Below are 22,748 nucleotides of genomic sequence, written 5' to 3' on the forward strand. Positions count from 1 at the left end.
CGCCTGGGCTGCCGGTGCGGGTACCGACGCCTGGGCCCCCGGCACGGTCGGTGCGGGCAGCGGCCCCTGCGCCACCGGGACGGAAGGTGCGAACGCCTGCGCCACGGAGCCGGAGGGCGCGGGCGCCTGGGCTGCCGGTGCGGGTACCGACGCCTGGGCCCCCGGCACGGTCGGTGCGGACAGCGGCGCCTGCGCCACCGGGACGGAAGGCGCGAACGCCTGCGCCACGGGGGCAGAGGGCGCGGGGGGCAGGGCCGTGCCCTGTGCCGGTGTGGCCGCGGGGTGCTGGACGGGCGGTGCGGGGGCCCAGGGGCCGGGTCCGCCGTAGGGCGGGGTGCTGTAGGGGTCGGGGTCGTGCAGTGGCTCTGGGCGCCCGGTGGAGGTTGCCCGGAGGGTTCGCGCGGCCGTGCCGTCTCCGGCCGGTGCGAAGTCTCCGCCGGCCCCGTCCACCGGCTCCGGCGCGCGGCCGGCCGACGCCCCGCCGGCCGGTGCGGCGTCGTCCACGGGGGCGGCCGGCTCCGTCCCCGCCGCTCCCTCCGGTCCGTCCACCGGCGGGACGCGGTTCCCCTCGTTCATGCTCTCCCCCACAGCCGGCCGCGACCGCTCGGTGCCGCGGCCACGGAACATCGTCTCCGCCCCCGGCGGTCATCGCCCCGGGCACGGCCCTCACCGGATTCAACCAGGTCCGCGTGCCGGGGCGCGCAGACCGGTCAGGGCGCCCGGTGGGACGCGCCGGGGGAGGCGGAGGGAGCGCCCGCGGTGTCGGGGACGGGGGCGGACAGCAGACCGGAGTCGGTGACCGCGGGGACGCCGGGCCAGTCGGCGAGCGGCAGGGCCGTGGTCCCGTCCAGCGGGCGTATCAGCGGGGAGACGGCCGCCGCACCGGCCACCACCGGCGCGGTCAGGCCCCGCACCCGGTCGGCCGGGGCCCTGCCGGGGGGCGTCACGCCGGGAAGCACCGGCGCGGACAGGGAGGTCGGCGCCGCCGGGGTCTGCCCGAGCAGCGCGCCGCTCTGGGCGAGCAGCGGCCCCGCCGGACGGCGGCGCTGGCTGTCGGGCAGGGCCGCGCCCGCACCGGTGCCTGCGGACCGGGCCGGGGTGACGTTGCTGCCGGCGCCGGAACCGCCGCGGGTCTCCGCGGTCGGGTCGCCGGGGATGGCGGTGGTCACCCCGCCGAGCGCGACCGCGGCCAGCGACACCGCGCCGGCGGCGGCGAACGCGAACCGCAGTCCGCGCGAGGCGGAGCGGCCGTCGTCGGGGCGGCCGACGGCGTGGATGCGGAAGCCGCGGTCCGCGGGTGCGGAGCCGTGCACGCCGGCCGGCGCCCAGCCGTGCGGGCGGGCGGGGACGTACCCGAACGGCAGGCGCTCGCCGCGCCGCGCGCCGAAGGCTCCGGGGCTGTCGGGGCCGCGTCCGAGGTGTCCGCCCCCGAGGGAGGGTGTGCCGCCGCCGTCCGGGTCGACGCCGCCGGGGAGGCCCTGGAGGCGGGCCAGGAAGCTTTCGGAGGGCGGGGGCGGGGCGGCCTCCGCGAAGACGTTCTTCAGGGCGCGCTGGGCGTCGGCCTCCGCCTTGCACCGGGCGCAGGTGGCCAGGTGGGCGAGGACCCGCTCGCGCGCCTCGTGGCCGAGCTCGCCGTCCACCAGGGCGGAGAGCCGGTCGCCCAGGTGCTGCTCCGCGAGGCGCGTCTCCTCGACGGGTTCCGGTCGGGATCCACTCACGCCGGCGCGCCCCCTCCCCCCAGAGCGGGGACACGGGCCAGGAAGGAGCGCCGCTCGGCCGCGCGGGCCTCCGGGGAGCGGTGCGCGAGGGCCTTGCGGAGCTGGGACCGGCCGCGGTGGATGCGGGAGCGGACCGTGCCGAGCTTCACGCCCAGGGTCGCGGCGATCTCCTCGTAGGACAGGCCCTCGATGTCGCACAGGACGACGGCCGCGCGGAACTCGGGCGCGAGGGTGTCGAGTGCCTGCTGGACGTCGGCGTCGAAGTGGGCGTCGTTGAAGAGCTGCTGCGGGGTGGGCTCGCGGCTGGCCAGGCGCTCGGCCGCGTCCTCGCCGAGGGCGTCGAAGCGGATGCGCTGCTTGCGCCGGACCATGTCCAGGAAGAGGTTCGTGGTGATGCGGTGCAGCCAGCCCTCGAAGGTGCCCGGCGAGTACGTGGACAGGGAGCGGAAGACACGGACGAAGACCTCCTGGGTGAGGTCCTCGGCGTCGTGCTGGTTGCCCGTCAGCCGGTACGCGAGGCGGTAGACCCGGCCGCTGTGCATGCTGACGATCTCCTCCCAGGTGGGCGGAGTCCACGCCTGCCCGTCCGCGTCGGTGGCGAAGGTCGCGGTCTGGGTCTCGCCCGCGGCGGGACCGGCGGCGTGGCTGTCGGCAGCGGTGTCGGTCACGGATCTCGGCCTGCCCGCCGACCCGAGGAAGCGCCGCAGCACTCCGCCCCGGTCTCCGGGCGCAGCCGCACCTCCCCTGTCGGCTCTGGTGGTGTCCAGTGGAGCCCCTACCATAGCCACCTCGTCCGTTAGCTCCGGATAAGCGGTTTTACGAGAGATTGATGCGTGCCGGCCCGGCTGGTGCGGCTGCGTCGGCCCTCGCTCGGCGTCCTGGTCCATACCTCGCCCCCCGTCGCGCCGCGGCCATCGTCACATCCCTGTAAACGTACGGGCTCATCTGCGGGTTCCCGGCGCCAGCGGATACAGTCACGCCGAGGCAACCATGGGGACAGGAGAGGGTCATTACCGGCAACCGGCAGACGAGCTGGGCGTTCGCCGACGCCTTTGTCGCCGAGGACGAAGCGCTGCTCTGGGCCCGCGACCGCGCCCGCGAGGCGGGGCTGCGCTCGGTGTCGCCCGGCACGGGCGCCGCGCTGCGACTGCTGGCCGCCTCCGTGGACGCGAAGGCGGTCGCGGAGATCGGCACGGGCTGCGGGGTGTCCGGGATCCATCTGCTGCACGGCATGCGGCCGGACGGGGTGCTCACCACGGTGGACCAGGAGCCGGAGCACCAGCAGTTCGCCCGGCAGGCGTTCCGCATCGGCGGCTTCGCCAGCAACCGGGCCCGGTTCATCCCCGGACCCGCCCTGGACGTCCTGCCGCGTCTCGCGGACGCCGGCTACGACCTCGTCTTCTGCGACGGGGACCGGCTGGAGTACCCGGACTACCTCGCTGAATCGTTGCGGCTTCTGCGGCCCGGCGGTCTCGTCGCCTTCGAGGGCGTCTTCGCCAACGGCCGCACCGTCGACTCGGGGCCGCAGCCGACCGAGGTGGTGCGGCTGCGGGAGCTGCTCCGCACGGTCCGCGAGAGTCAGGAGCTGCTCCCCTCGCTGCTGCCGGTCGGCGACGGGCTGCTGTGCGCCGTCAAGCGGTGAAGCCGCAGGCCGGGGTGGTGATACGCGGCTGCCCCGGCACCGCGTACGATGCCGGGGCAGCCGGGAGGACAGATCGCTGGGGCGTCAGACGACGACCTTCTTGAGGGCGTCGCCGAGCGCCTCGGCCTCGTCAGGGGTCAGCTCGACGACGAGTCGACCGCCGCCTTCGAGCGGAACGCGCATGACGATGCCCCGCCCCTCCTTGGTCACCTCGAGCGGGCCATCACCCGTCCGCGGCTTCATGGCCGCCATGCTCGTTCCCCTTCCTGAAACCAGCTCATCGTCTGCCGACGGCCCCGGGAGGGCAACCGCCGTCCGGAACGGACACACGACACCGGCATCGAACACATTGCTTCCAGGTCATTATCCCGCATCGCAGGACCCGATGACCAACATCGGCCGGCATCGCTTGGGCAACGCGCGCGAGCAAAACCACTCAATTCGGCGATGTGGCTGCGATACTGCTCCACCGCACGGGCCTTCGCCGGCCGGCTCCCCGGGGTTTTTCTTTGACGCAGCTCACACCCGCGGCCGGACCCCCGGCCGGTGATCTCCGTCATGCTGTCCTCAGACAAGGGCGTACCGAGCGGTACGCACCAGCCGCGACACCGGAGGGGATGCGCCATGGCCGACACCGTGCTCTACGAGGTGGGCGACGGACTCGCGACGATCACGCTGAACCGCCCCGAGGCGATGAACGCGCTGGACGTCGCGACGAAGGTCGCCCTCCGGGAGGCTGCGGAAGCCGCGGCCTCGGACACGGCCGTACGGGCGATCCTGCTGACCGCCGCCGGGGACCGGGCGTTCTGCGTGGGCCAGGACCTCAAGGAGCACATCGGGCTGCTGGCGAAGGACCGGGAGACCGGGTCCGGGCAGACGATGAGCACGGTCCGGGAGCACTACAACCCGATCGTGCGGGCCCTCGCCGGGGCGCCCAAGCCCGTGGTCGCCGCGGTGAACGGCGTCGCCGCCGGCGCCGGGTTCGGCTTCGCGCTGGCGGCGGACTACCGGCTGGTGGCCGAGACGGCCGCCTTCAACACGTCGTTCGCGGGTGTGGCGCTGACCGCGGACTCCGGGATCTCCTGGACGCTGCCCCGGGTCGTCGGCCCGAGCCGCGCCACCGACCTGCTGCTCTTCCCGCGCAGCATCGACGCCCGGGAAGCGCTGGAGCTGGGCATCGCCAACCGGCTGGTCCCCTCCGCGGAGCTGCGCGCCGAGGCCGAGCGGACGGCGCGGGCGCTGGCGCAGGGGCCGACGGTGGCGTACGCGGCGATCAAGGAGGCGGTGGCGTACGGGCTGACGCACTCCCTCGCCGAGACGCTGGAGAAGGAGGACGAGCTGCAGACGCGCGCCGGCCGGTCCGAGGACCACGCCATCGCGGTGCGGGCGTTCGTGGAGAAGGAGAAGCCGAGGTACCTGGGCCGGTGAGCGGCTAGCGGGGGCGCGGGCCGGTGCGGCTCACACAGGCTTCCAGGTGGTCGTCGACCAGTCCGCACGCCTGCATCAGGGCGTACGCCGTCGTCGGGCCGACGAAGCGCAGGCCGCGCTTCTTCAGGGCCTTGGACAGCGCCGTGGACTCCTCGGTGACCGGCGGGACGTCGGCGAGCGTCCGCGGCGCCGGACGGCCCGCCGGATCCGGGGCGTGCGACCAGACCAGCGCGTCCAGCTCGCCCTCCGGCCAGTCGGCGAGCACGCGCGCGTTGGACAGGGTCGCGTCGATCTTGGCGCGGTTGCGGATGATGCCCGGGTCGGCCAGCAGGCGCTCGCGGTCCGCGTCGGTGAAGGCGGCGACCTTCTCGATGCGGAAGCCGGCGAAGGCGGCGCGGAAGCCCGGACGGCGGCGCAGGATCGTGATCCAGGACAGGCCCGACTGGAAGGCCTCCAGGCTGATCCGCTCGAAGAGGGCGTCGTCGCCGTGGACCGGGCGGCCCCACTCCTCGTCGTGGTACGCCAGGTAGTCCTGCGCGGACAGGGCCCACGGGCAGCGCAGCGCGCCGTCCGGCCCGGCGAGGGCGGTCCCGGCGGTCATCCGCGGTCCTCCGCTTCGTCGTCCTTGTGCGGGCGGGCGTGCGCGGCGGCGGCTCTCGCCCCGGCCAGCGCGGCCTCCAGCTCGGCGATGCGGGCGTCCCGCTCGTCGAGTTCGGCGGCGAGCCGGCCGAGCGCGTCGTCGACGTCGGCCATGCGGTAGCCGCGCGGGGCGAGGGGGAAGCGCAGGCTCTCCACGTCGGCGCGGTCCACCGGGCGGTCCGCGGGCAGCGGGTCCTGCAGCCGCTCCGGCGCCGCCTCGGGCAGCGGGCCGCTCTCCCCGCCCCCCACCACGGCCAGGGCCACCGCGGCGACCACGACGGCCAGCGCGACGACCAGGAACAAGAACATCACCATTGCCGTAGGGTCCCCACGCTCGTCACCGGACGCTGCCGGAAGCTGAATCTGTCAGGCTCCGATCGTGCCATGCCGGTGCGGCCGTTAGGGTCGCAGGCGGCCGTACTGCGGGACGTACTAGGAGAGGTCACAGCGGATGCTCAGGCTGGGCAGGCGGGAATTCGGGCCGCACGAACCGGTGATCATGGCGATCGTCAACCGGACGCCCGACTCCTTCTACGACCGGGGGGCCACCTTCCGCGACGAGCCGGCCCTCGCACGGGTCGAGCAGGCGGTGGCCGAGGGCGCCGCGATCATCGATGTCGGCGGGGTCAAGGCGGGTCCCGGCGAGGAGGTCACCGCCGAGGAGGAGGCGCGGCGCACCGTCGGCTTCGTCGCCGAGGTGCGGCGCCGCTTCCCCGACGTCGTCATCAGCGTGGACACCTGGCGGGCCGAGGTCGGCGAGGCGGTGTGCGAGGCGGGCGCGGACCTGCTGAACGACGCGTGGGGCGGGGTGGACCCGGGGCTGGCGGAAGTCGCGGCGCGCTACGGGGTGGGGCTGGTGTGCACGCACGCGGGCGGCGCGCAGCCGCGTACGCGTCCGCACCGGGTGACCTACGACGACGTGATGGCCGACATCCTGGACGTGACCGTCGGGCTGGCGGAGCGGGCCGTGGCGCTGGGCGTGCCGCGGGAGTCCGTGCTGATCGACCCCGGGCACGACTTCGGGAAGAACACGCGGCACAGCCTGGAGGCGACGCGGCGGCTGGACGAGATGGTGGCCACCGGGTGGCCGGTGCTGGTGTCCCTGTCCAACAAGGACTTCGTCGGCGAGACGCTGGACCGGCCGGTGAAGGAGCGGCTGATCGGCACGCTCGCCACGACCGCGGTGTCCGCGTGGCTGGGGGCGCAGGTGTACCGGGTGCACGAGGTGGCGGAGACCCGTCAGGTGCTGGACATGGTCGCGTCCATCGCGGGCCACCGGGCCCCCGCGGTGGCCCGCCGGGGACTGGCCTGACCCGAGGGGCTCCGCCCCGGCCCGGTGGGTCGCCTCCCGCCGCCGGCGGGGGCGCGCCGAGCGCCCCGACGGCGGCCGGGGCGACCGGCCGGCCACCGGCCCGGCCCGCAGGCTGCGCCACGCGACCGCCTTCTGGGCGGCGACGGCACTGACGATGGCGATCCGCGCGCAACGGCCCGGGGCCGTCGGCCTCGTAGCGCCCCGAACGCCGTCCGACACGCGCCCCACCCGCGCCGCCCGGCCACCGGCCCGGCGGCGCGGGCCCGCCGGGCTCACGCCCACCCCGCCGATGAAGCCGCACCGGAGCGCCCCACCGCCGCGGGGGCGGGCGTCAGCGGCCCGCTTCCTTGGACACCAGGGCCACCGCCTCCGCCACGTCGTCCGTCACGTGGAACAGCAGCAGGTCCTTCTCCGCCGCCTTGCCCTGGGCGACCAGCGTGTTCTTCAGCCAGTCGATCAGGCCGCCCCAGTACTCGGTGCCGAAGAGGACGATCGGGAAGCGGGTGACCTTCTGGGTCTGGACCAGGGTGAGGGCCTCGAAGAGTTCGTCGAGGGTGCCGAGGCCGCCGGGCAGGACGACGAAGCCCTGGGCGTACTTCACGAACATCATCTTGCGGACGAAGAAGTAGCGGAAGTTCAGCCCGATGTCGACGTACTCGTTGAGCCCCTGCTCGAAGGGGAGCTCGATGCCGAGGCCGACCGAGATGCCGCCCGCCTCGCACGCGCCCTTGTTGGCCGCCTCCATCGCGCCCGGTCCGCCGCCCGTGATGACCGCCCAGCCGGCCTCCACCAGCCCGCGGCCGAGCCGCACGCCCGCCTCGTACTCCGGCGAGTCGACCGGTGTCCGCGCCGAGCCGAACACGCTGATCGCGGGCGGCAGTTCGGCCAGGGTGCCGAACCCCTCGATGAATTCCGACTGGATGCGCAGGACCCGCCAGGGGTCGGTGTGGACCCAGTCCGAGGGGGCGCGCTCGTCCAGCAGCCGCTGGTCGGTCGTACTCGCCGTCACCTGGTCCCGCCGTCGGAGGACCGGTCCGAGCCGCTGCTCGTCCGGCGGCTGCTTCTTCCCCTCGGGGTTGCCGGTAGCCATGTGCGCTCCCTCCGCTTGCCGGTAGTTCGATCTCAGACTAGATCCGCGCGGGTTACGGAGGGGGGACCTGCGCGTGTCCGGCGCGCGTGCGCCGCGCGCGCCGGCGCGCCGCGGTGGGCTACGCGGTGAGCCAGTTCCGCAGCCGCTCCTCGCCCGCCAGGATCTTCGCGGTGTCGACGCGTTCGTCGCGCTTGTGGGCCAGGAGCGGGTTGCCGGGGCCGTAGTTGACCGCGGGGATGCCGAGCGCGGAGAAGCGGGAGACGTCCGTCCAGCCGTACTTGGGCCGCGGGGCGCCGCCCACCGCCTCGATGAAGGCCGCCGCGGCCGGGTGGGACAGGCCCGGCAGCGCGCCGCCGCTGTGGTCGTCCACCGTGAACTCCTCGACGCCGCAGTCGGCGAACACCTCGCGGACGTGCGCGACGGCCTCCTCCTCGGTGCGGTCGGGGGCGTAGCGGAAGTTGACCTTGATCACGCACTCGTCGGGGATGACGTTGCCGGCGACTCCCCCGGAGACGCCCACCGCGTTGAGGCCCTCGCGGTACTCCAGGCCGTCGATGACGGGCCGGCGGGGTTCGTAGGACGCCAGGCGGGCGAGGACGGGGGCCGCCGCGTGGATGGCGTTGGCGCCCATCCAGCCGCGTGCCGAGTGGGCCCGCTCGCCCTTCGTCCGCAGCAGCATCCGCAGCGTGCCCTGGCAGCCGCCCTCGACCTCGCCGTCCGTGGGCTCCAGCAGGACCGCGAAGTCGCCCCGCAGCCACTCGGGACGCGCCTCGGCGACGTGCTTGAGGCCGTTGAGGTCGGCGGCGACCTCCTCGTTGTCGTAGAAGACGAAGGTCAGGTCGCGGTTGGGGGCGGCAACCGTGGCCGCGATGCGCAGCTGGACCGCCACGCCCGACTTCATGTCGCAGGTGCCGCAGCCCCACAGCACGCCGTCGTCGTCGAGCCGGGAGGGCACGTTGTCCGCGATGGGCACGGTGTCGATGTGGCCGGCCAGGACGACGCGCTCGGCGCGGCCGAGATCGGTGCGGGCGATCACGTTGTTGCCGTAGCGGTCCACCGTCAGGTGCGGCAGGTCGCACAGGGCGGCCTCGATCGCGTCCGCGAGCGGCTTCTCGGCGCCGCTCTCCGACGGGAGGTCCACGAGCCGCGCGGTGAGCGCGGCGGCGTCCAGCGTGAGGTCAAGCGAGGTGTCGGCCATGGCCACGACCCTAGCGCGCCGGCCGCGGACGGTCCGGGCGCGCGAGGCGGTGCGGGGCGGTGCGCGCCGTACCCCCCGCGAGGGGCCGGCGCGGCTCCAGTACCTTGTACGCGTGTCAGAGCCGTCCCCCACCCGTCCCGAGCGCCGCGGCCGTCTTTTCCGTTTCACCGCGGCCCTGTTGGTCCTGTGCGGCGTCGTCGCCTACCTCGTCGTGCAGTACGTCACCGGAGGCGGTGGAGCGCGCGGCTGCAAGGTGGTCTCGGCCACCGGTGACGGGGCGTCGTACGAGTTCACGCCGGAGCAGGCGGTGAACGCGGCGACGATCGCCGCCGTCGGCACCGGCCGGCAGATGCCGGAGCGGGCCGTGACGATCGCCCTGGCGACCGCCCTGCAGGAGTCGGGGCTGCGCAACATCCGGCACGGCGACCGGGACTCGCTGGGCCTGTTCCAGCAGCGGCCCTCGCAGGGCTGGGGCACCGAGCGGCAGATCATGGATCCCACCTACGCGGCGGGCATCTTCTACGCGCACCTGGCGAAGGTGCCCGGTTACACCGGCCTGCCGCTGACGGTGGCCGCGCAGCGGGTGCAGCGCAGCGGCTACCCGGAGGCGTACGCCAAGCACGAGCGGGACGCCTCGCTGCTGTCGGCGGCCCTGACCGGCCGGGCGGGGGCCACCCTGACGTGCGACGGGCGCCCGGCGCGCACGGCCGCGGCGACGGGTCCGGACGCGGTGCGGGAGGCGCTGGTACGGGACTTCGGGCGGGACGCGCTGCAGGAGACCGGTGCGGTGGTGGGCGGCACGCCGGTGCCGTCGCCGTCTCCGTCGCCGAGTGTGACGGCGACCGCGCGCGGGCGGACGGTGACGGTTCCGGTGCCCGCGGGGACGCCGGCTAACGCGAGCGGGAGCGGTGAGCGGCAGCGGGGCTGGCAGCTCGCGCAGTGGGCGGTGGCCCATTCCTCGGCGCTGCACATCCAGCGTGTGACGTTCGCGGGGCGGGAGTGGACCGCGGGCAGCAGCAGCGACGAGTGGAGGACGGTCCGCTCGGCCGGGGCCGCCGGGGCGGAGAAGTCCGCAGGGGCCGTCCGGATCGTGACCGGACAGTAGTACGGCGGATCGCCCGGGCGAGTGGTGCGGCGCCGGTCCGCCGGGGGGCCCGGGCGGGAGGCGCGCGGACCGCGGATTCCTTGGGACACAGGGAGAGGAAGGATTCTTCCGACGGTCCGACCGACGCCGTTTGCCCGTTTTTATCCACACCTGATAATGCGATGCGTTATCCATTCTTTACCTGGGGCGTCCGCAACCTTTGCGGGCGTCGAGCGGTAGTCACGGCGTCCGAGCCCGGACCCGACCAGGCCGGACACACCGTTACCTCCCGTCGAATGGAGCATCATGTCCCTCCCTCTGACCCGCCGGATCGCCCGTGCCGCGCTGCTCGTCGCAGCGGGAGCGGCCGCCGGGGTCGGTGCGGCCGGCTCCGCCGGTGCGGCCACGAACCTGCCGGCGGCCACCCCGAACCTGGGCGGTCTGACCGCCCTGGACGGCGTGACCGTCCTGGACGGCGCGCACGTCGCCACGGCCGTCGACGGCGCCGCGCAGAACGTCGCCGCTCTCGCGGGCGAGAGCGGCGGCAAGGCGGTCCGGCAGACGGTGCCGGCCGCGGGCAAGGCCCTCGGCGGCGCCGTGCAGGAGACGGCGCCCGCGGCGCAGCAGGCCGCGGGCGCCGCGGCCGGGACCGCGGGGGGCGTCCTCGGGGAAGCCGCGGCCGGCGCGGCGACGAAGGGCGGACTGCAGACGGCCTCCCTGGCCAAGGGCGGCCTGCCGACGGGCTCCGTCGCCAAGGGCCTGCCCACGGACTCCGTCGCCAAGGGCCTGCCCACGGACTCTCTGGCCAAGGGGGACCTGCCGACGTCGTCCCTGCCCGGCACCGTCCTGCCGGCCAAGGGTCTGCCGCTCGGCTGAGCGCACGGCCGGGAACGCCGACGGGGCCCAGGTCTTCCCGGGCCCCGTCGGCTTGTCGTGCGCGCCTCCGGCGGGGGCTACGCGGTCAGGCGGGCCACCGCCGCCCGCACCCGCTCGTCCGTCGCCGTCAGGGCGACCCGTACGAACCGCTCGCCCGCCTCGCCGTAGAAGTCCCCGGGGGCCACCAGGATGCCCAGGCCGGCCAGGTGGGCGACCGTGTCCCAGCAGGACTCGTCGCGGGTGGCCCACAGGTAGAGGCTCGCCTCGCTGTGCTCGATCCGGAAGCCGTGGGACAGCAGGGCGGCGCGCAGCGCCTCGCGGCGGGCCGCGTAACGCTCGCGCTGGACGCGGACGTGCTCGTCGTCGCCCAGGGCCGCCACCACCGCCGCCTGCGTCGGGGCGGGGGTCATCATGCCGCCGTGCTTGCGGATCTCCAGCAGCGGGCCGAGGACGGCAGGGTCGCCCGCGGCGAAGGCGGCGCGGTAGCCCGCCAGGTTGGACCGCTTGGACAGGGAGTGGACGGCGACGATGCCGTCGAAGGAGCCGCCGTTGACGTCCGGGTGCAGGACCGAGACCGGGTCGGTCTCCCAGCCCAGCTCCAGGTAGCACTCGTCGGAGACCAGCAGGACGCCGTGCTCGCGGGCCCAGGCGACGATCCGGGTCAGCTCCGGCTTCGGGATCACCCGGCCGGTCGGGTTCGACGGGGAGTTCAGCCACAGCAGCTTCAGCCCCGACGGGTCCAGCTCGGTGGGGTCGTCGTAGACCTCGTGGGAGGCGCGGGCCAGGCGGGCGCCGACCTCGTACGTCGGGTAGGCCAGGCGCGGGTACGCCACCCGGTCGCCGGGGCCGAGGCCGAGCTGGGTCGGCAGCCAGGCGACGAGCTCCTTGGAGCCGACGACCGGCAGGACGTGGCGGTGGGTGACACCGCGGGCGCCGAGGCGGCGCTCCAGCCAGCCGGTGATCGCGTCGCGCAGGGCGGGGGTGCCCCAGACCGTCGGGTAGCCCGGGGAGTCGGCCGCGTCGATCAGCGCCTTCTGGATCAGCTCGGGGACCGGGTCGACGGGCGTGCCGACGGACAGGTCGACGATGCCGTCCGGGTGGGCCGCGGCCGTCTTCTTGTACGGGTCCAGCTTGTCCCAGGGGAAGGTGGGCAGCCGGTCGGAGACTGCGGACACGATCAGTGGCTCACTTTCGTCTGTGCGGCTCGGTGCGGCAAACGCCTCGGTCCCGTACGGCGGCGATCGGGGCGATCAGGCCGTACGGGACCGAGGCGGCGCGGGATACGGGCCGCTGCGCCTAAACGGTCACTCGCCCTGCGGCGGCAGCGCGGCGACGAAGGGGTGGTCGCGCTCGATCAGCCCCAGCTTGCTGGCGCCGCCGGGAGAGCCCAGCTCGTCGAAGAACTCGACGTTCGCCTTGTAGTAGTCCTTCCACTCCTCCGGGACGTCGTCCTCGTAGAAGATCGCCTCGACCGGGCAGACCGGCTCACAGGCACCACAGTCGACGCATTCGTCCGGGTGGATGTACAAGGACCGCTGGCCCTCGTAGATGCAGTCGACCGGGCACTCCTCGATGCACGCCTTGTCCTTGACGTCGACACAAGGCTGCGCGATGACGTAGGTCACGCTGTCGTTCCTCCTCGATAGGGCGCTGGCGGGCCTCCTCAGGCTCCGCCGCCTGGCGCGCGGGAGCGCGGCGTCGTCGATGCCCGCCCCTAGTATCTCCGTTCCGGGGCATGATCCGAACAGGAGGGGTGAACTGACCGGTGGAAATCTCGGCGACAGGGCGTCTGGAAGTCCGTATCACCCCTGCTGACGTGGGAAAACGGGTGTCCGTGCGGCGCCTGGGCGAACCTGGGGCGACGCGTGAGAAGTTCACCGACACGGTGGGCGTTCTCACATCATGGGACGAGGGCGTGCTCATGATCACACAACGGGACGGACGGAGCGTCCGCATCCCGGAGACGTCGCTGGTCGCGGGGAAGACCGTGCCCGCCGCACCGGCGCGGCGGAGGGGTCCCGCCGCCTCCTACCGGGAGCTCGCGCACGTGGCCTCGCGCGCCTGGCGGCCGGTGGAGAGCGAGCGGCTCGGCGAGTGGGAGCTGCGGGCGGCCGTCCAGGAGGAGCCGGCCGCCGGGGGCGCCGCAGGGCGCCGGACGGGCTTCACGCGCCGGGCCAACAGCGTGCTGCCGCTCGGCGACCCCGGCCTCCCGCTCGACGCGGCCCTTCAGGCGGTACGGCGCTGGTACGGCGAGCGCGGCCTGCCCGCCTACGTGCAGACGGCGACCGGCGCGGAGGGCACGCAGGAACTGCTCTGCGCGGAGCTGGAGCGGCGCGGCTGGGTGCGGGAGGTGACCGCCGAGGTGTGGATCGGTGCCCTGGCGCCGGTCGCGGACCGGGCCGGCGGCGCGGAGGTGGTGCTGTCCCGGACGGTGGACGAGGCGTGGCTCGCGCGGTACCGGCGCGCCGGGGTGAGCGAGGTGGCCCTGCGGGTGCTCGGGTCGGGTGCGGAAGGAGCCGGGAGCGGCGAAGCCCCCTCGGTGTGGTTCGCGTCGTCGCCCGGTGCGGCCGGGGAGCCTCCGGCGGCGATCGGGCGGTGCGCCGTGGACGGGCGGTGGGCCGGGTTCGCCGCCGTCGAGGTGGATCCCGGCCGGCGGCGGCAGGGGCTGGCGACCGGGGTGATGGCCGCGCTGGCCCGGCGTGCGCTGGACGAGGGGGCGTCGGCGGCCTGGCTCCAGGTGGAGGCGGACAACGAGGCCGCGCGGGCCTTCTACGCCGGGCTGGGCTTCGGGCCGCACCACGCCTACCACCACTACCGGGCGCCGGACGGACCGGAGGTCCGGGACGCGCCGGGGCACCGCGGACCCCGGCCGCAGGACGCCCCGCGCGGCCCGGCCGGTACGCCCGGCCCCGCACCCCGTGGAAGGGCGTGAGCTGCCGTGCCCCGTCCGTATCTGCCGCCCCCGTACCCGCCCGGGCCGGAGCGCTCCGCCGAGCTGCGGCGGCGGTTCGCCGAGGAGGCCCGGTCCGAGCGGCCGGACCTGTCCGCGCTGTGCCTGCTGATCGGGGCGGAGACGGACGGCTCGCTGGACGAGGCCGGCATCGACGCCGCGCAGCAGGAGCTGGACCGGCTGGCGGGCGAGCTGCCGTACCGGCCGGACGGGCCGCGCGCCTGGGCGGAGGCCGTACGGCGGCTGCTCGGCGACCGCCTGGAGTTCCACGGCACGCCGGGCGACTACCAGCGGCTGGAGTCCTCGCTGCTGCACGAGGTGCTGCGGCGGCGGCGCGGGCTGCCCATCCTGCTGTCGGTGGTGTGGATGGAGGTCGCCCGCCGGGCGGGGGCCCCGGTGTACGGGGTCGCGCTGCCGGGGCACTTCGTCGTGGGGTTCGGGCCGGCGCGGGAGCGGGTGCTGGCCGATCCGTTCGACGGGGGCCGGGTGCTGACCGGGGCGGACGCGGAGCTGCTGGTGGTGGAGGCGACGGGCGCGCCGCCGGATCCGGCCCTGCTCCAGCCGGCGGCGCCCCTGGAGGTCGTGCAGCGCGTCCTGAACAACATCCGGGCGTGGGCCGCGGCCCGGCCGGAGCGGTCGGACGTCGCCCTGCGGGCCGTGGAGCTGGCGCTGCTCGTCCCGTCGCATCCGGCGCGGCTGCGCTACGAGCGGGGGCAGCTGCTGGTGCAGCGCGGCGCGTTCACCGCGGGCGCCGACGAACTGGACGTCTACGCCGACCTGATCGAGGTGGTCGACGAGCCGGCCGCACGGAAGGTGCGGCAGGAGGCGCGGATCGCGCGGGCGAAGCTCAACTGAGGGCGCGCGCCGCGGCCGTGCACGGCAGGGGAGGCGCGGTCACAGCCAGCCCTTCTCCCGGGCGGTCCGCACCGCCTCCGCGCGGTTGCGCACGGCGAGTTTCTGGATGGCGGTGGACAGGTAGTTGCGGACGGTGCCTTGGGACAGGTGGAGGGCCCGGGCCAGTTCGGCGTTGGTGGAGCCGTCGGCCGCCGCGCGGAGCACCTGGCGTTCCCGCTCGGTGAGCGGGTTGGCGCCGTCGGCGAGCGCGGCGGCGGCCAGGGCGGGGTCGATGACCCGCTCCCCGGCCAGCACCCGGCGGATCGCCGCGGCGAGCTGGGCGGCCGGGGCGTCCTTGACGAGGAAGGCGTCGGCGCCCGCCTCCATGGCGCTGCGCAGGTAGCCGGGCCGGCCGAAGGTGGTGAGGACGACCAGCTTGACGTCCGGGTGCTCGCGGCGCACCCGGGCGGCCGCCTCGATGCCGGTGCAGCCGGGCATCTCGATGTCGAGCAGGGCCACGTCCACGCGGTGTGCGGCGACGGCCGCGAGCACCTCGTCGCCGCGGGCGGCCTGGGCGACGACCTCGATGTCGTCCTCCAGGCCGAGCAGCGCGGCCAGCGCCTCGCGGACCATCGACTGGTCCTCGGCCAGCAGGACCCTGATCGTGCGCGTCATGCCCCGGATCCTATGTCCGCCGGCCCGGCCGCCGGGACGCGGGCGACCAGCCGGAACCCGTGTCTGACCCGGCCCGCCTCCAGGGTGCCGCCCGCCTGGTGCAGCCGCTCGGTCAGACCGGTCAGGCCGTTTCCGGGGACCGTGCCGGAGCCGCCGGATCCGTTGTCCTCGACGGTGAGTTCGAGCTGCGGCCCGTCCAGGGTCTGGCGGCGCAGCAGCCGTACGGCGCAGCGGTCGGCGCCGCTGTGCCGGACCACGTTGGTGACCGCCTCGCGCAGCGCCCAGGCGAGCACGGACTCGGCTTCCTCGGGCAGGCCGGCGATGCCGGGCTCGGCGGGCACCTCGGCGACGACCCCGGCGGCGGTCAGGGCGACCTGGGCGCCGGCGAGTTCCGCGGCGAGCCGGGGCCGCCGGTAGCCGGTGACGGCCTCCCGGACGTCGGCCAGGGCCTGCCGGCTGACCTGTTCGATGTCGGCGATCTGCCGGGCCGCCCGGTCGGGGTGGTCGGGCAGCATCCGGCCGGCCAGCTCGCTCTTGAGGGTGATCAGCGACAGCGAGTGGCCGAGCAGGTCGTGCAGGTCGCGGGCGAGGCGCAGGCGTTCCTCGTTGGCGGCGAGCTGGGCGACGGTGGCCCGGGCCTTGCGCAACTCGACGGTGGTGCGGACGAGTTGGCTGACGCCGGTCATCGCGAACCCGATGAGCAGGACCAGCAGGAGCAGGCCCCGCGCCTCCTTCTCGTCGGAGTGCAGGCCGGTCAGGTACATCGCCGCGGCGGAGGCCGGGACGGCCCAGTAGGCCGCCCGCAGCGGCAGGGTGGCCCCCCAGGCGACCGACAGGTACACGAAGAGGCCGAGCCAGGCGCTGCCGAGGGTGAAGGCGAGCACGGGGGCGAGGACGCCCAGGACCGCGCCGAGGGCGAGCACGACGCGCGGGGAGAACGGCCGTCCGATGTTGCGGAAGACCAGGGTCAGGTAGGCCCCCACGAAGGCGGTGAGGCCGAGGGAGCCGGCCACGGTGGCGGCGGGCGTGTGTCCGCCGCCGGCCAGGTCCCGGACCGGTGAGCTGAGGAAGACCAGCCACACCCCGATCCAGAGGATCTTGGCCAGCAGTTCCCGCCGGTTGCGGGGCGCCCGGCCCACGGGGGTGTGCGCCGGTGCTCCGTGCCCGTCTCGCGTCGTCGCGTTCACGCCTTCAGCGTGTCCTTCCGGTACAGCCAGGCCGCGCCGCCCGCGAAGAGGAGGAAGGAGACGGCGAGGACGGCGAGGTCCGCGGTGTGCGGGGCCTGTTTCTGTTCGACGGCCCGTCCCAGGGCGGCGTACGCGTGGGTGGGCAGCCACTCGGCGATGTCCTGCAGCCACCGCGGGAACGTGGTGGTCGGCATCCACAGGCCGCCCAGCAGGGACAGGACGAAGTAAGTGATCATGGTGATGGGGCGGACCGCGTCGCCGCCGGCGAGGTAGCCGATGGCGACGCCGAGCGCGGCGAAGACGAGGCTGCCGGCCCAGATGGCGCCGGTGAGGGCGAGCCACTGCCAGGCGTCCAGGCGGACGTCCTTCATGGCCGCGGCGACGGCGAACACGATGACGATGGACGGCAGGCTGACCACGGCCGTGCCGGCGGTCTTGGCGAGGACGTACCCGCGTCCGGGCAGCGGGGTCAGCCGCAGCTGCCGCACCCAGCCGCTCTCGCGTTCCTTGGCGATGCGCTCGCTGTTGCCCATCAGGACCGCCGTGAGGGCGCCGAAGGAGGCCATGGAGACCATCATGTACGTCGGCAGGGTCAGGCCCGTGCCGTCGATCTCGGTGTGGCCGTCGGCGTTGCCGGCGATCAGCAGGAACAGCAGCGAGGGGTAGATCACCGAGAAGAACAGGAACTTGCGGTTGCGCAGGGCGCGGACGAGTTCCAGCTTGATCAGGCTGTTCACGGCTGCTTGGCCTCCTCGGCGGCGGTGATGGCGACGAAGGCCTGCTCGAGACCGAGCCCGGTGACTTCGAGGTTGCGGGGGTGGAGGCCGAGGCCGTAGAGGGCGTGGACGGTCGCGTCGGCGTCGGAGGACTGGATGCGGACGGTCCGGCCGGACACGTCGATCGAGGTGAGGCAGGGCAGCGCGCGCAGGGCGGCCTCGTCGACGGCGCCCTCCAGGTCGAAGGAGACGCGCCGGGCCCCTGCCCTGGCCTTGATCTCGGCGGCGGTGCCGTCGGCGAGGAGCCGCCCGCGGTGCAGCACCAGCACCCGGTCGGCGACGGCGTCGGCCTCTTCGAGGTAGTGGGTGGCGAAGAGGACGGTGCGGCCCCGGTCGGCCTGTTCGCGCATGGTGGCCCAGAAGGACCGGCGGGAGGAGACGTCCATTCCGGTGGTCGGCTCGTCCAGCACGATCAGGTCGCTGTCGCCTGCGGTGGCGAGGGCGAAGCGGACCCGCTGGGCCTGGCCGCCGGAGAGTCTGTCGACCTTGCGGCCGGCGATCTGCGCGATGCCCGCGCGGGCCAGCACGTCGGGCACCGGGTAGGGCCGCGGGTGCAGGGAGCAGGCCAGCCCGACCAGTTCGGCGACGGTGACCCCGTCCATCAGCCCGCCGCTCTGCAGCATGGCCCCGACCCGTCCGGCGACGATCGCCGCGCGCGGGCTCGCGCCGAACAGGCGCACCGTGCCGCTGTCAGGGTGCTTGAGCCCGAGGAGCAGGTCCAGGGTGGTGGACTTGCCGGCTCCGTTCGGGCCGAGGAGGGCGACGGTCTCGCCCGGGTGCAGCCGGAGCGAGAGGGAGTCCACGGCCCGCACGTCCCCGTATCTCTTGGTCACCCGGTCGAACCCGACCACCGGGGTGGCGGTGGCCGGCGCAGCTGTTGTCGTCATGCCGTCCATGCTGGCCGGGAGGGCGGGGCGCGCGGCAGTGCCGGCGGTCCCGTGAGCCGGATGACAGATGTCATACGGATCGGGTGACGGGCGGGCGAGGGGCGCCCTCCGGGCGGAGGGCGCCCCTCGTGCGGCGACCGCTAGGACGGGTTCGTGTCGATGACCGCGACCCGGTCGGTCCTGCTGATCAGCGCCTGGCGCAGGGCGACGTAGACGTCCTGGGGGGTGACGGGCGTCTTCTTGCCGTTGGCGCGGGTGATCAGCACGCCGTCGAAGGCCTGCCCGTACAGCCGCTCGAGGGCGGCGAGGTCGGGCTTGTCGACCAGCTTGCCGTCGACGGCCGTGACCCTGAGGAACTTCCACAGCGACTTCTGCGGGCTCATCGGGACCTGGTGGGCCGCGTCGGTCTGCACGGTCACGTTGGCCGACATCGCGGGCTGGGCGAACTCCCGCATCATCCGGTCGACCTCGGCGTCGGACACCGTGGGCCGCCTGGTGGTCGTGGGCACGGTGACCGGGGTCGCGGCGCCCGTCCCCACCAGCGTGCGGTACGCCTGCTCGACCGCCCGGGTGGACCGGCCGGCGTCGATGCCCCGGCCGGGCCTGCCGTACACGGCGACGGCCTTGCCCGGCCGGAAGTCGATGGTGCCGTCGGTGACCGAGCCGGAGCCGCCGCCCGCCTGCTGGAGGGCGGCCTGGAGCTTCTCCTCGTCCACCGGCATGACCGGCTCGACCACGCGCTTCTGCCCGAAGAGGGAGCCGATCACATGGACCGGGTTGTAGTCGCTCTTCGCGGCCTCGCCGACCGTGGCCTGGTAGTCGAACTGCAGTCCGGCGTTCTCCGGGGTGAGGGTGACCGTCCTGCCGCCCACGGCGAGCTTCAGCGGCTTGTCCACCCGGCTGCCGAAGGCGTCGTCCAGCTTCTTGACGGCGTCGTCCCGGGTGCCGCCGCCGATGTCGACGCCGAGCACGGTGGTGCCCTTGGGCACGTCGGTGCGGTTCATCAGCAGTCCGGCGCCGTATGCGCCGCCCGCGACGACGACCACGCCGACGGCGAGCAGCATCAGCTTGCTGCGGCCCTTCTTCTTCGGCTTGGCCGACGCCTTGGGCGCGGGGGCCGGCTTGGCCGCCGCGGGGGCCGCCGTGGAGTTGCCCGCGCCGGGGACGACCGGGATGCCGCTGGTGACGGTGTGTCCGGAGACGTTGCCGGCGGCCGGGGAGCGGTAGCCGGGCGTGCCCGGCTCCGGGGCCTGCTGCTGCGGGGTGAGGACCGCGGTGTCGTCGCTCAGTCCGCCGCGGTGGCCGCCGGGGCCGTAGCCGCCCGCGCCGGAGGGGCCGGCGGGACCGGCGGGGCCGTCGAAGGGCTCGCCGCCCTCCGGGCCGGCGTGGCGGGCCTGCGGGGCGAGGGTGGCGTCGCCGGTGACCGGACCGCCGGTGGGTCCGGCCGGGTTGCGGGGACCGCCGGTGCCGCCCTGCCCGCTCGGGCCGTTGAAGCCGCTGGGGCCGCCGGGGCCGGCCGGGCCGGAGTTCCGGTTCGCACCGGCCGTGCCCGGGACGCCGCCGGGACCGCCCGGGCCGCCGAAGCCGCCGGGGCCACCGGGGCCGCCGGGACCGGCCGGGCCGGACTGCCGGTTCGCACCGCCCGCGCCCGCGCCGCCGCCCGGGCCGCCGAAGCCGCCGGGACCGCCCGCGCCCGCCGGACCGGCGCCGAAGCCGTCCTGGCGGGGGGCGCCGGCGCCGTCCTGCCCGCCGTTCTCCGCGTAGTACGGCAGGTCGTCCCGGCGGGGCTCGCCGGCGCCGGACGGGCCGGGGCGGGAGCCGCCGCCCCGCGGGCCCGCGGCCAGCGCCTCGGTCACGTCGAAGGAGCCGGTGCCGCCGCCGTGTCCGGGGGCGACGGGGCCGCCGGTGGCGCCGGGCAGGCCCTTGCCGTTGGTGCCGCCCTGCCGGGAGCCGGGCACGCTCAAGGCGCCGGTGACACCGCCGGGACGGCCGCCGCCGGGGCGTGCGCCGGTGGCACCGGACGCGCCGGACGCTCCCGAACCACCCGTACGGGCGCTCGGCACGCCGGAGGTGAGGGCGGGGGCGGCGGAACCGCCGGGCACACCGGCGCCGTTCGTGCCGCCGCCGCCCGGACCGCCCTTGGCGGCCGGGGACTTGCGGGGCGCGAACCAGTCGCTGGTCTTCTCCTCCGCCGGGGCGGCGGGCTCGGCCGGGGCGGCGGGCTCGGCGGGGGCGGCGAGGGCGGCGGGCTTCCGGTCGGCCACGGGCCGCGGCTCGGCGGCGGGCTGCTTGTCCTCCCCGGCGCTCTCCCCGTCCCCTACGGGCTTGCGCACGACGACCGGTGGGATCGGCCGGGACCCGGGGATGTTGATCCGGATCCGGGTCGTCAGCGTGGTCTCGGTCTTCTTCTCCTCCGGACGCGTGCCCGAACGGCCCGCTCCGGCGCCGTCGTCGGAAGCCATGGGGGTCCCGTACGGCGGCGTGCCGGAGGGGTATGCGGCTCCGCCGCGCCCGTTGGGCCCGGAGGACGGAGTGTCAGTTTCACGACTCAAGGCAGGTTCTCCCAGTTGGCTCCGCCGCCTGTTCGACCTCACTGCGAGTGGGGGTCCCCCTGCACGAGCGAAGTCGAGCGTTCGGGGGAGGCTCGGCGGCGCGCACCACCATACTGGCCACCTCTGGCGCGTTTCCCACGACCGCTGAGTAAACCCCCGCCCGACGCGCACGTGCGCCGAACGGCGAAGTGGTACGTCACTTGCCAAGTCGGGCGGAGCCGCCGGCGGGTTGCCGTCCGGCGCCGACGGTGGCACAGATCACAGCGAGGGCCATGCCGCCGAGCAGGAACAGATAGGTGGCCCCTGAGGCGCCGAACAGGAAGTCGCCCTCGGGGCGGGCGGTGGTGAGCAGGATGACGGCGACGATCCACCCCGCCGCCGGCGCGACCGCCCCGCCGCGGCCGCCGGTGGCGTACGCCCCGCCGAGGAACAGTCCGGCGGCGCCCGCGAGGGCCAGCAGCAGCCCGCCGGGGAACCAGGCGGCCTGCACCAGGCTCCCGGCGAGTCCGACCACCGCGCCGAGCAGGAGGAGGCCGAGGTGGGCGGCGGTCCGTCCGGCGGAGGGCGGCCGCAGCGGCTGGGCGAGCAGGGAGCCGGGCCGGGTGTCGCTCACGACGCCTCCCCGGGGCCCAGGCCGGCGAACAGGTCGGTCTCACCGGGGCCGCCCGGACCGCGCACCAACTCGTAGTACTCGGTGGTGAACAGCGGCTGGGCGAGGGCGTTGGAGAGCGCGAAGTACGGCTCGGCCACCTCGATCTGGGTGGCGTGGGCGCGCATCGCGGCGGCCTTCGCGGCGGCGTGCGCGGCGCCGTCGATCGCGGTGGTGACCCGCTCGTCGTCCACCACACCGGGCACGTCGTCCACGGTCGCGCTCTCGCCGAACGGCAGCGCGGGCAACTCGTCCCGGAGGCGGGCGAAGGCGGCCTCGGCGACGGAGCGGGGCACGCGGTTCCAGTACACCTTGCCGACCCGGTGGCCCCGGTCGGCCGCGAGATCGACGGCGCGCATGGCGACGCGGTGGGCCTGGACGTGGTCCGGGTGGCCGTAGCCGCCGTGGTCGTCGTAGGTGACGAGGACCTGGGGGCGGACCTCCAGGATCACCTCGGCCAGGCGGCCGGCGGCCTCGTCCACGTCGGCCTGCCAGAAGCAGCCGGGGTCGTCGTTGTCGGGCAGTCCCATCATCCCGGAGTCGCTGTACCGACCCGCCCCGCCGAGCAGCCGGACGTCCTCGACCCCGAGCGCGCGCGTCGCGTCCCTCAGCTCACCGAGCCGGTGCTGCCCGAGGGCGGCGCCGCTCAGGTGGGCCAGTTCGGGCGGGATGACCTCGCCGCGCTCGCCGAGGGTGCAGGTGACCAGGGTCACGTGGACGCCCTCGGCCGCGTACCGGGCCATGGTCGCGCCGTTGTTGATCGACTCGTCGTCCGGGTGCGCGTGCACCAGCAGCAGACGCCGGGCTGGCAGTTCCGTCATGGGGCCAGCCTATGAGGGGCCGGGCGGGGCGCCGAACGCCGGGCGGTCACCCGTCCTCGTCCTGGTAGCGCGGCAGACCGCTCGTCGCAATGGTCCACTTCCCGATGGTGACGTCCTCGCCGTACACGAAGTCCTTGCGGGTGGCGTACCGGGGGCCGTCCGGGGTGGAGTGGATGTCCGTGAGCACCGCACCGGTGCCGGTACGCGGGTCGAAGACCGCGTAGACGGGAATGCCGAGCAGCGGGTAGTCGCGCATCTTGCCCACCCAGTCGTTGTCCGGGTTGGAGCGGGAGACGACCTCGACGGCCGCGAGGAGCGTACGGGGCTCGAAGGCTCCGTCCCCTTCCAGGTCGTGGACGATCCCTTCCTTGGTGATCTCGAACGTGCCGGGCAGCGTGTCGTCCATGGACTGCAGGAAGTCGCGCATGGC

Annotated in this window: 24 protein-coding genes; 7 read left to right on the forward strand and 17 right to left on the reverse strand. The window is 75.1% G+C overall.

Features of this window, described 5'->3' with window-relative positions; translation table 11 throughout:
* Window positions 1-710: 710 nt before the first annotated feature.
* Together ABZ261_RS05035 and sigE are read right to left on the reverse strand one after the other, a co-directional pair.
* A complete protein-coding gene (locus tag ABZ261_RS05035) occupies window positions 711-1,718 on the reverse strand; it encodes an anti-sigma factor (protein ID WP_356855367.1) in 1,008 nt (335 codons plus the stop codon).
* Entirely contained in the window at window positions 1,715-2,428 is a 714-nt protein-coding gene (gene sigE / locus ABZ261_RS05040; RefSeq protein WP_356855369.1) for an RNA polymerase sigma factor SigE, read from the reverse strand. Before sigE ends, ABZ261_RS05035 begins: the two co-directional genes overlap by 4 nt.
* Before the next feature lie 233 nt (window positions 2,429-2,661).
* Here sigE and ABZ261_RS05045 point away from each other — a divergent pair, with 233 nt between their 5' ends.
* Complete coding sequence (locus tag ABZ261_RS05045) at window positions 2,662-3,360, forward strand: O-methyltransferase (RefSeq protein ID WP_356855571.1); 699 nt, start codon at window positions 2,662-2,664, stop codon at window positions 3,358-3,360.
* 84 nt (window positions 3,361-3,444) lie between these two features.
* Here the strand turns inward: ABZ261_RS05045 and ABZ261_RS05050 are convergent, their stop codons facing one another.
* Window positions 3,445-3,612, reverse strand: coding sequence for a DUF3117 domain-containing protein (locus ABZ261_RS05050; RefSeq protein WP_018544333.1), 168 nt, complete (start codon window positions 3,610-3,612; stop codon window positions 3,445-3,447).
* Between the two features lie 372 nt (window positions 3,613-3,984).
* Between ABZ261_RS05050 and ABZ261_RS05055 the strand changes: the two genes are divergently transcribed.
* Window positions 3,985-4,788: an enoyl-CoA hydratase-related protein gene (locus tag ABZ261_RS05055; protein ID WP_356855371.1), complete on the forward strand. Its 804-nt coding sequence runs from the start codon at window positions 3,985-3,987 to the stop codon at window positions 4,786-4,788.
* A 4-nt stretch (window positions 4,789-4,792) separates the two neighbouring features.
* On the opposite strand, the gene ABZ261_RS05060 is transcribed toward ABZ261_RS05055, so the two are convergent.
* Window positions 4,793-5,389: a DNA-3-methyladenine glycosylase I gene (locus tag ABZ261_RS05060; RefSeq protein WP_356855373.1), complete on the reverse strand. Its 597-nt coding sequence runs from the start codon at window positions 5,387-5,389 to the stop codon at window positions 4,793-4,795.
* Entirely contained in the window at window positions 5,386-5,742 is a 357-nt protein-coding gene (locus ABZ261_RS05065; protein WP_356855375.1) for a DivIVA domain-containing protein, read from the reverse strand. Before ABZ261_RS05065 ends, ABZ261_RS05060 begins: the two co-directional genes overlap by 4 nt.
* 136 nt (window positions 5,743-5,878) lie before the next feature.
* On the opposite strand from ABZ261_RS05065, the gene folP reads away from it, so the two are divergent.
* The gene (gene folP, locus ABZ261_RS05070; protein WP_356855377.1) at window positions 5,879-6,739 is read left to right on the forward strand and encodes a dihydropteroate synthase; all 861 of its coding nucleotides are present in this window, start codon (window positions 5,879-5,881) and stop codon (window positions 6,737-6,739) included.
* 331 nt (window positions 6,740-7,070) lie between these two features.
* Here the strand turns inward: folP and ABZ261_RS05075 are convergent, their stop codons facing one another.
* Together ABZ261_RS05075 and dapE are read right to left on the reverse strand one after the other, a co-directional pair.
* Window positions 7,071-7,829 carry a TIGR00730 family Rossman fold protein gene (locus ABZ261_RS05075; RefSeq protein WP_356855379.1) on the reverse strand — a complete coding sequence of 253 codons (759 nt, stop codon included), beginning with the start codon at window positions 7,827-7,829 and terminating at the stop codon, window positions 7,071-7,073.
* 118 nt (window positions 7,830-7,947) lie between these two features.
* Entirely contained in the window at window positions 7,948-9,027 is a 1,080-nt protein-coding gene (gene dapE, locus ABZ261_RS05080) for a succinyl-diaminopimelate desuccinylase (RefSeq protein ID WP_356855381.1), read from the reverse strand.
* 112 nt (window positions 9,028-9,139) lie between these two features.
* Between dapE and ABZ261_RS05085 the strand changes: the two genes are divergently transcribed.
* On the forward strand, window positions 9,140-10,132 hold the full coding sequence (locus ABZ261_RS05085; protein ID WP_356855383.1) for a heavy metal transporter: 993 nt from the start codon (window positions 9,140-9,142) through the stop codon (window positions 10,130-10,132).
* 285 nt (window positions 10,133-10,417) lie between these two features.
* Window positions 10,418-10,987: an ATP-binding protein gene (locus ABZ261_RS05090; protein ID WP_356855385.1), complete on the forward strand. Its 570-nt coding sequence runs from the start codon at window positions 10,418-10,420 to the stop codon at window positions 10,985-10,987.
* Window positions 10,988-11,064: 77 nt separating this feature from the next.
* Here ABZ261_RS05090 and ABZ261_RS05095 read toward each other — a convergent pair whose 3' ends face one another.
* Both ABZ261_RS05095 and fdxA read right to left on the reverse strand, forming a co-directional pair.
* Entirely contained in the window at window positions 11,065-12,162 is a 1,098-nt protein-coding gene (locus tag ABZ261_RS05095; protein WP_356855387.1) for a bifunctional succinyldiaminopimelate transaminase/glutamate-prephenate aminotransferase, read from the reverse strand.
* 129 nt (window positions 12,163-12,291) lie between these two features.
* Window positions 12,292-12,612 (reverse strand): ferredoxin, encoded by a 321-nt coding sequence (gene fdxA, locus ABZ261_RS05100; protein WP_014674796.1) that lies wholly within the window; start codon window positions 12,610-12,612, stop codon window positions 12,292-12,294.
* A 140-nt stretch (window positions 12,613-12,752) separates the two neighbouring features.
* On the opposite strand from fdxA, the gene ABZ261_RS05105 reads away from it, so the two are divergent.
* Window positions 12,753-13,919 (forward strand): GNAT family N-acetyltransferase, encoded by a 1,167-nt coding sequence (locus tag ABZ261_RS05105; protein WP_356855389.1) that lies wholly within the window; start codon window positions 12,753-12,755, stop codon window positions 13,917-13,919.
* A gap of 6 nt (window positions 13,920-13,925) precedes the next feature.
* The gene (locus ABZ261_RS05110) at window positions 13,926-14,792 is read left to right on the forward strand and encodes a transglutaminase-like domain-containing protein (protein WP_356855391.1); all 867 of its coding nucleotides are present in this window, start codon (window positions 13,926-13,928) and stop codon (window positions 14,790-14,792) included.
* A 39-nt stretch (window positions 14,793-14,831) separates the two neighbouring features.
* Here the strand turns inward: ABZ261_RS05110 and ABZ261_RS05115 are convergent, their stop codons facing one another.
* The 8 genes from ABZ261_RS05115 to ABZ261_RS05150 form a co-directional block, all read right to left on the reverse strand.
* On the reverse strand, window positions 14,832-15,446 hold the full coding sequence (locus ABZ261_RS05115) for a response regulator transcription factor (RefSeq protein WP_356855393.1): 615 nt from the start codon (window positions 15,444-15,446) through the stop codon (window positions 14,832-14,834).
* Entirely contained in the window at window positions 15,443-16,633 is a 1,191-nt protein-coding gene (locus ABZ261_RS05120; protein ID WP_356855395.1) for a sensor histidine kinase, read from the reverse strand. The genes ABZ261_RS05115 and ABZ261_RS05120 overlap by 4 nt, the downstream gene beginning before the upstream one ends.
* Window positions 16,630-17,370 (reverse strand): ABC transporter permease, encoded by a 741-nt coding sequence (locus tag ABZ261_RS05125; RefSeq protein ID WP_356855397.1) that lies wholly within the window; start codon window positions 17,368-17,370, stop codon window positions 16,630-16,632. Before ABZ261_RS05125 ends, ABZ261_RS05120 begins: the two co-directional genes overlap by 4 nt.
* Window positions 17,367-18,296: an ABC transporter ATP-binding protein gene (locus ABZ261_RS05130; protein WP_356855399.1), complete on the reverse strand. Its 930-nt coding sequence runs from the start codon at window positions 18,294-18,296 to the stop codon at window positions 17,367-17,369. Before ABZ261_RS05130 ends, ABZ261_RS05125 begins: the two co-directional genes overlap by 4 nt.
* Window positions 18,297-18,436: 140 nt before the next feature.
* Complete coding sequence (locus tag ABZ261_RS05135; protein ID WP_356855401.1) at window positions 18,437-20,848, reverse strand: hypothetical protein; 2,412 nt, start codon at window positions 20,846-20,848, stop codon at window positions 18,437-18,439.
* Between the two features lie 196 nt (window positions 20,849-21,044).
* The gene (locus ABZ261_RS05140) at window positions 21,045-21,461 is read right to left on the reverse strand and encodes a DUF6113 family protein (protein ID WP_356855403.1); all 417 of its coding nucleotides are present in this window, start codon (window positions 21,459-21,461) and stop codon (window positions 21,045-21,047) included.
* Window positions 21,458-22,318 carry an N-acetyl-1-D-myo-inositol-2-amino-2-deoxy-alpha-D-glucopyranoside deacetylase gene (gene mshB / locus ABZ261_RS05145; RefSeq protein ID WP_356855405.1) on the reverse strand — a complete coding sequence of 287 codons (861 nt, stop codon included), beginning with the start codon at window positions 22,316-22,318 and terminating at the stop codon, window positions 21,458-21,460. The genes ABZ261_RS05140 and mshB overlap by 4 nt, the downstream gene beginning before the upstream one ends.
* Before the next feature lie 46 nt (window positions 22,319-22,364).
* Window positions 22,365-22,745: a hypothetical protein gene (locus tag ABZ261_RS05150; RefSeq protein WP_356855407.1), complete on the reverse strand. Its 381-nt coding sequence runs from the start codon at window positions 22,743-22,745 to the stop codon at window positions 22,365-22,367.
* Between the last annotated feature and the right edge of the window lie 3 nt (window positions 22,746-22,748).

The sequence above is a fragment of the Streptomyces sp. NPDC006193 genome (genome assembly GCF_040613915.1).
Taxonomy (GTDB): domain Bacteria; phylum Actinomycetota; class Actinomycetes; order Streptomycetales; family Streptomycetaceae; genus Streptomyces.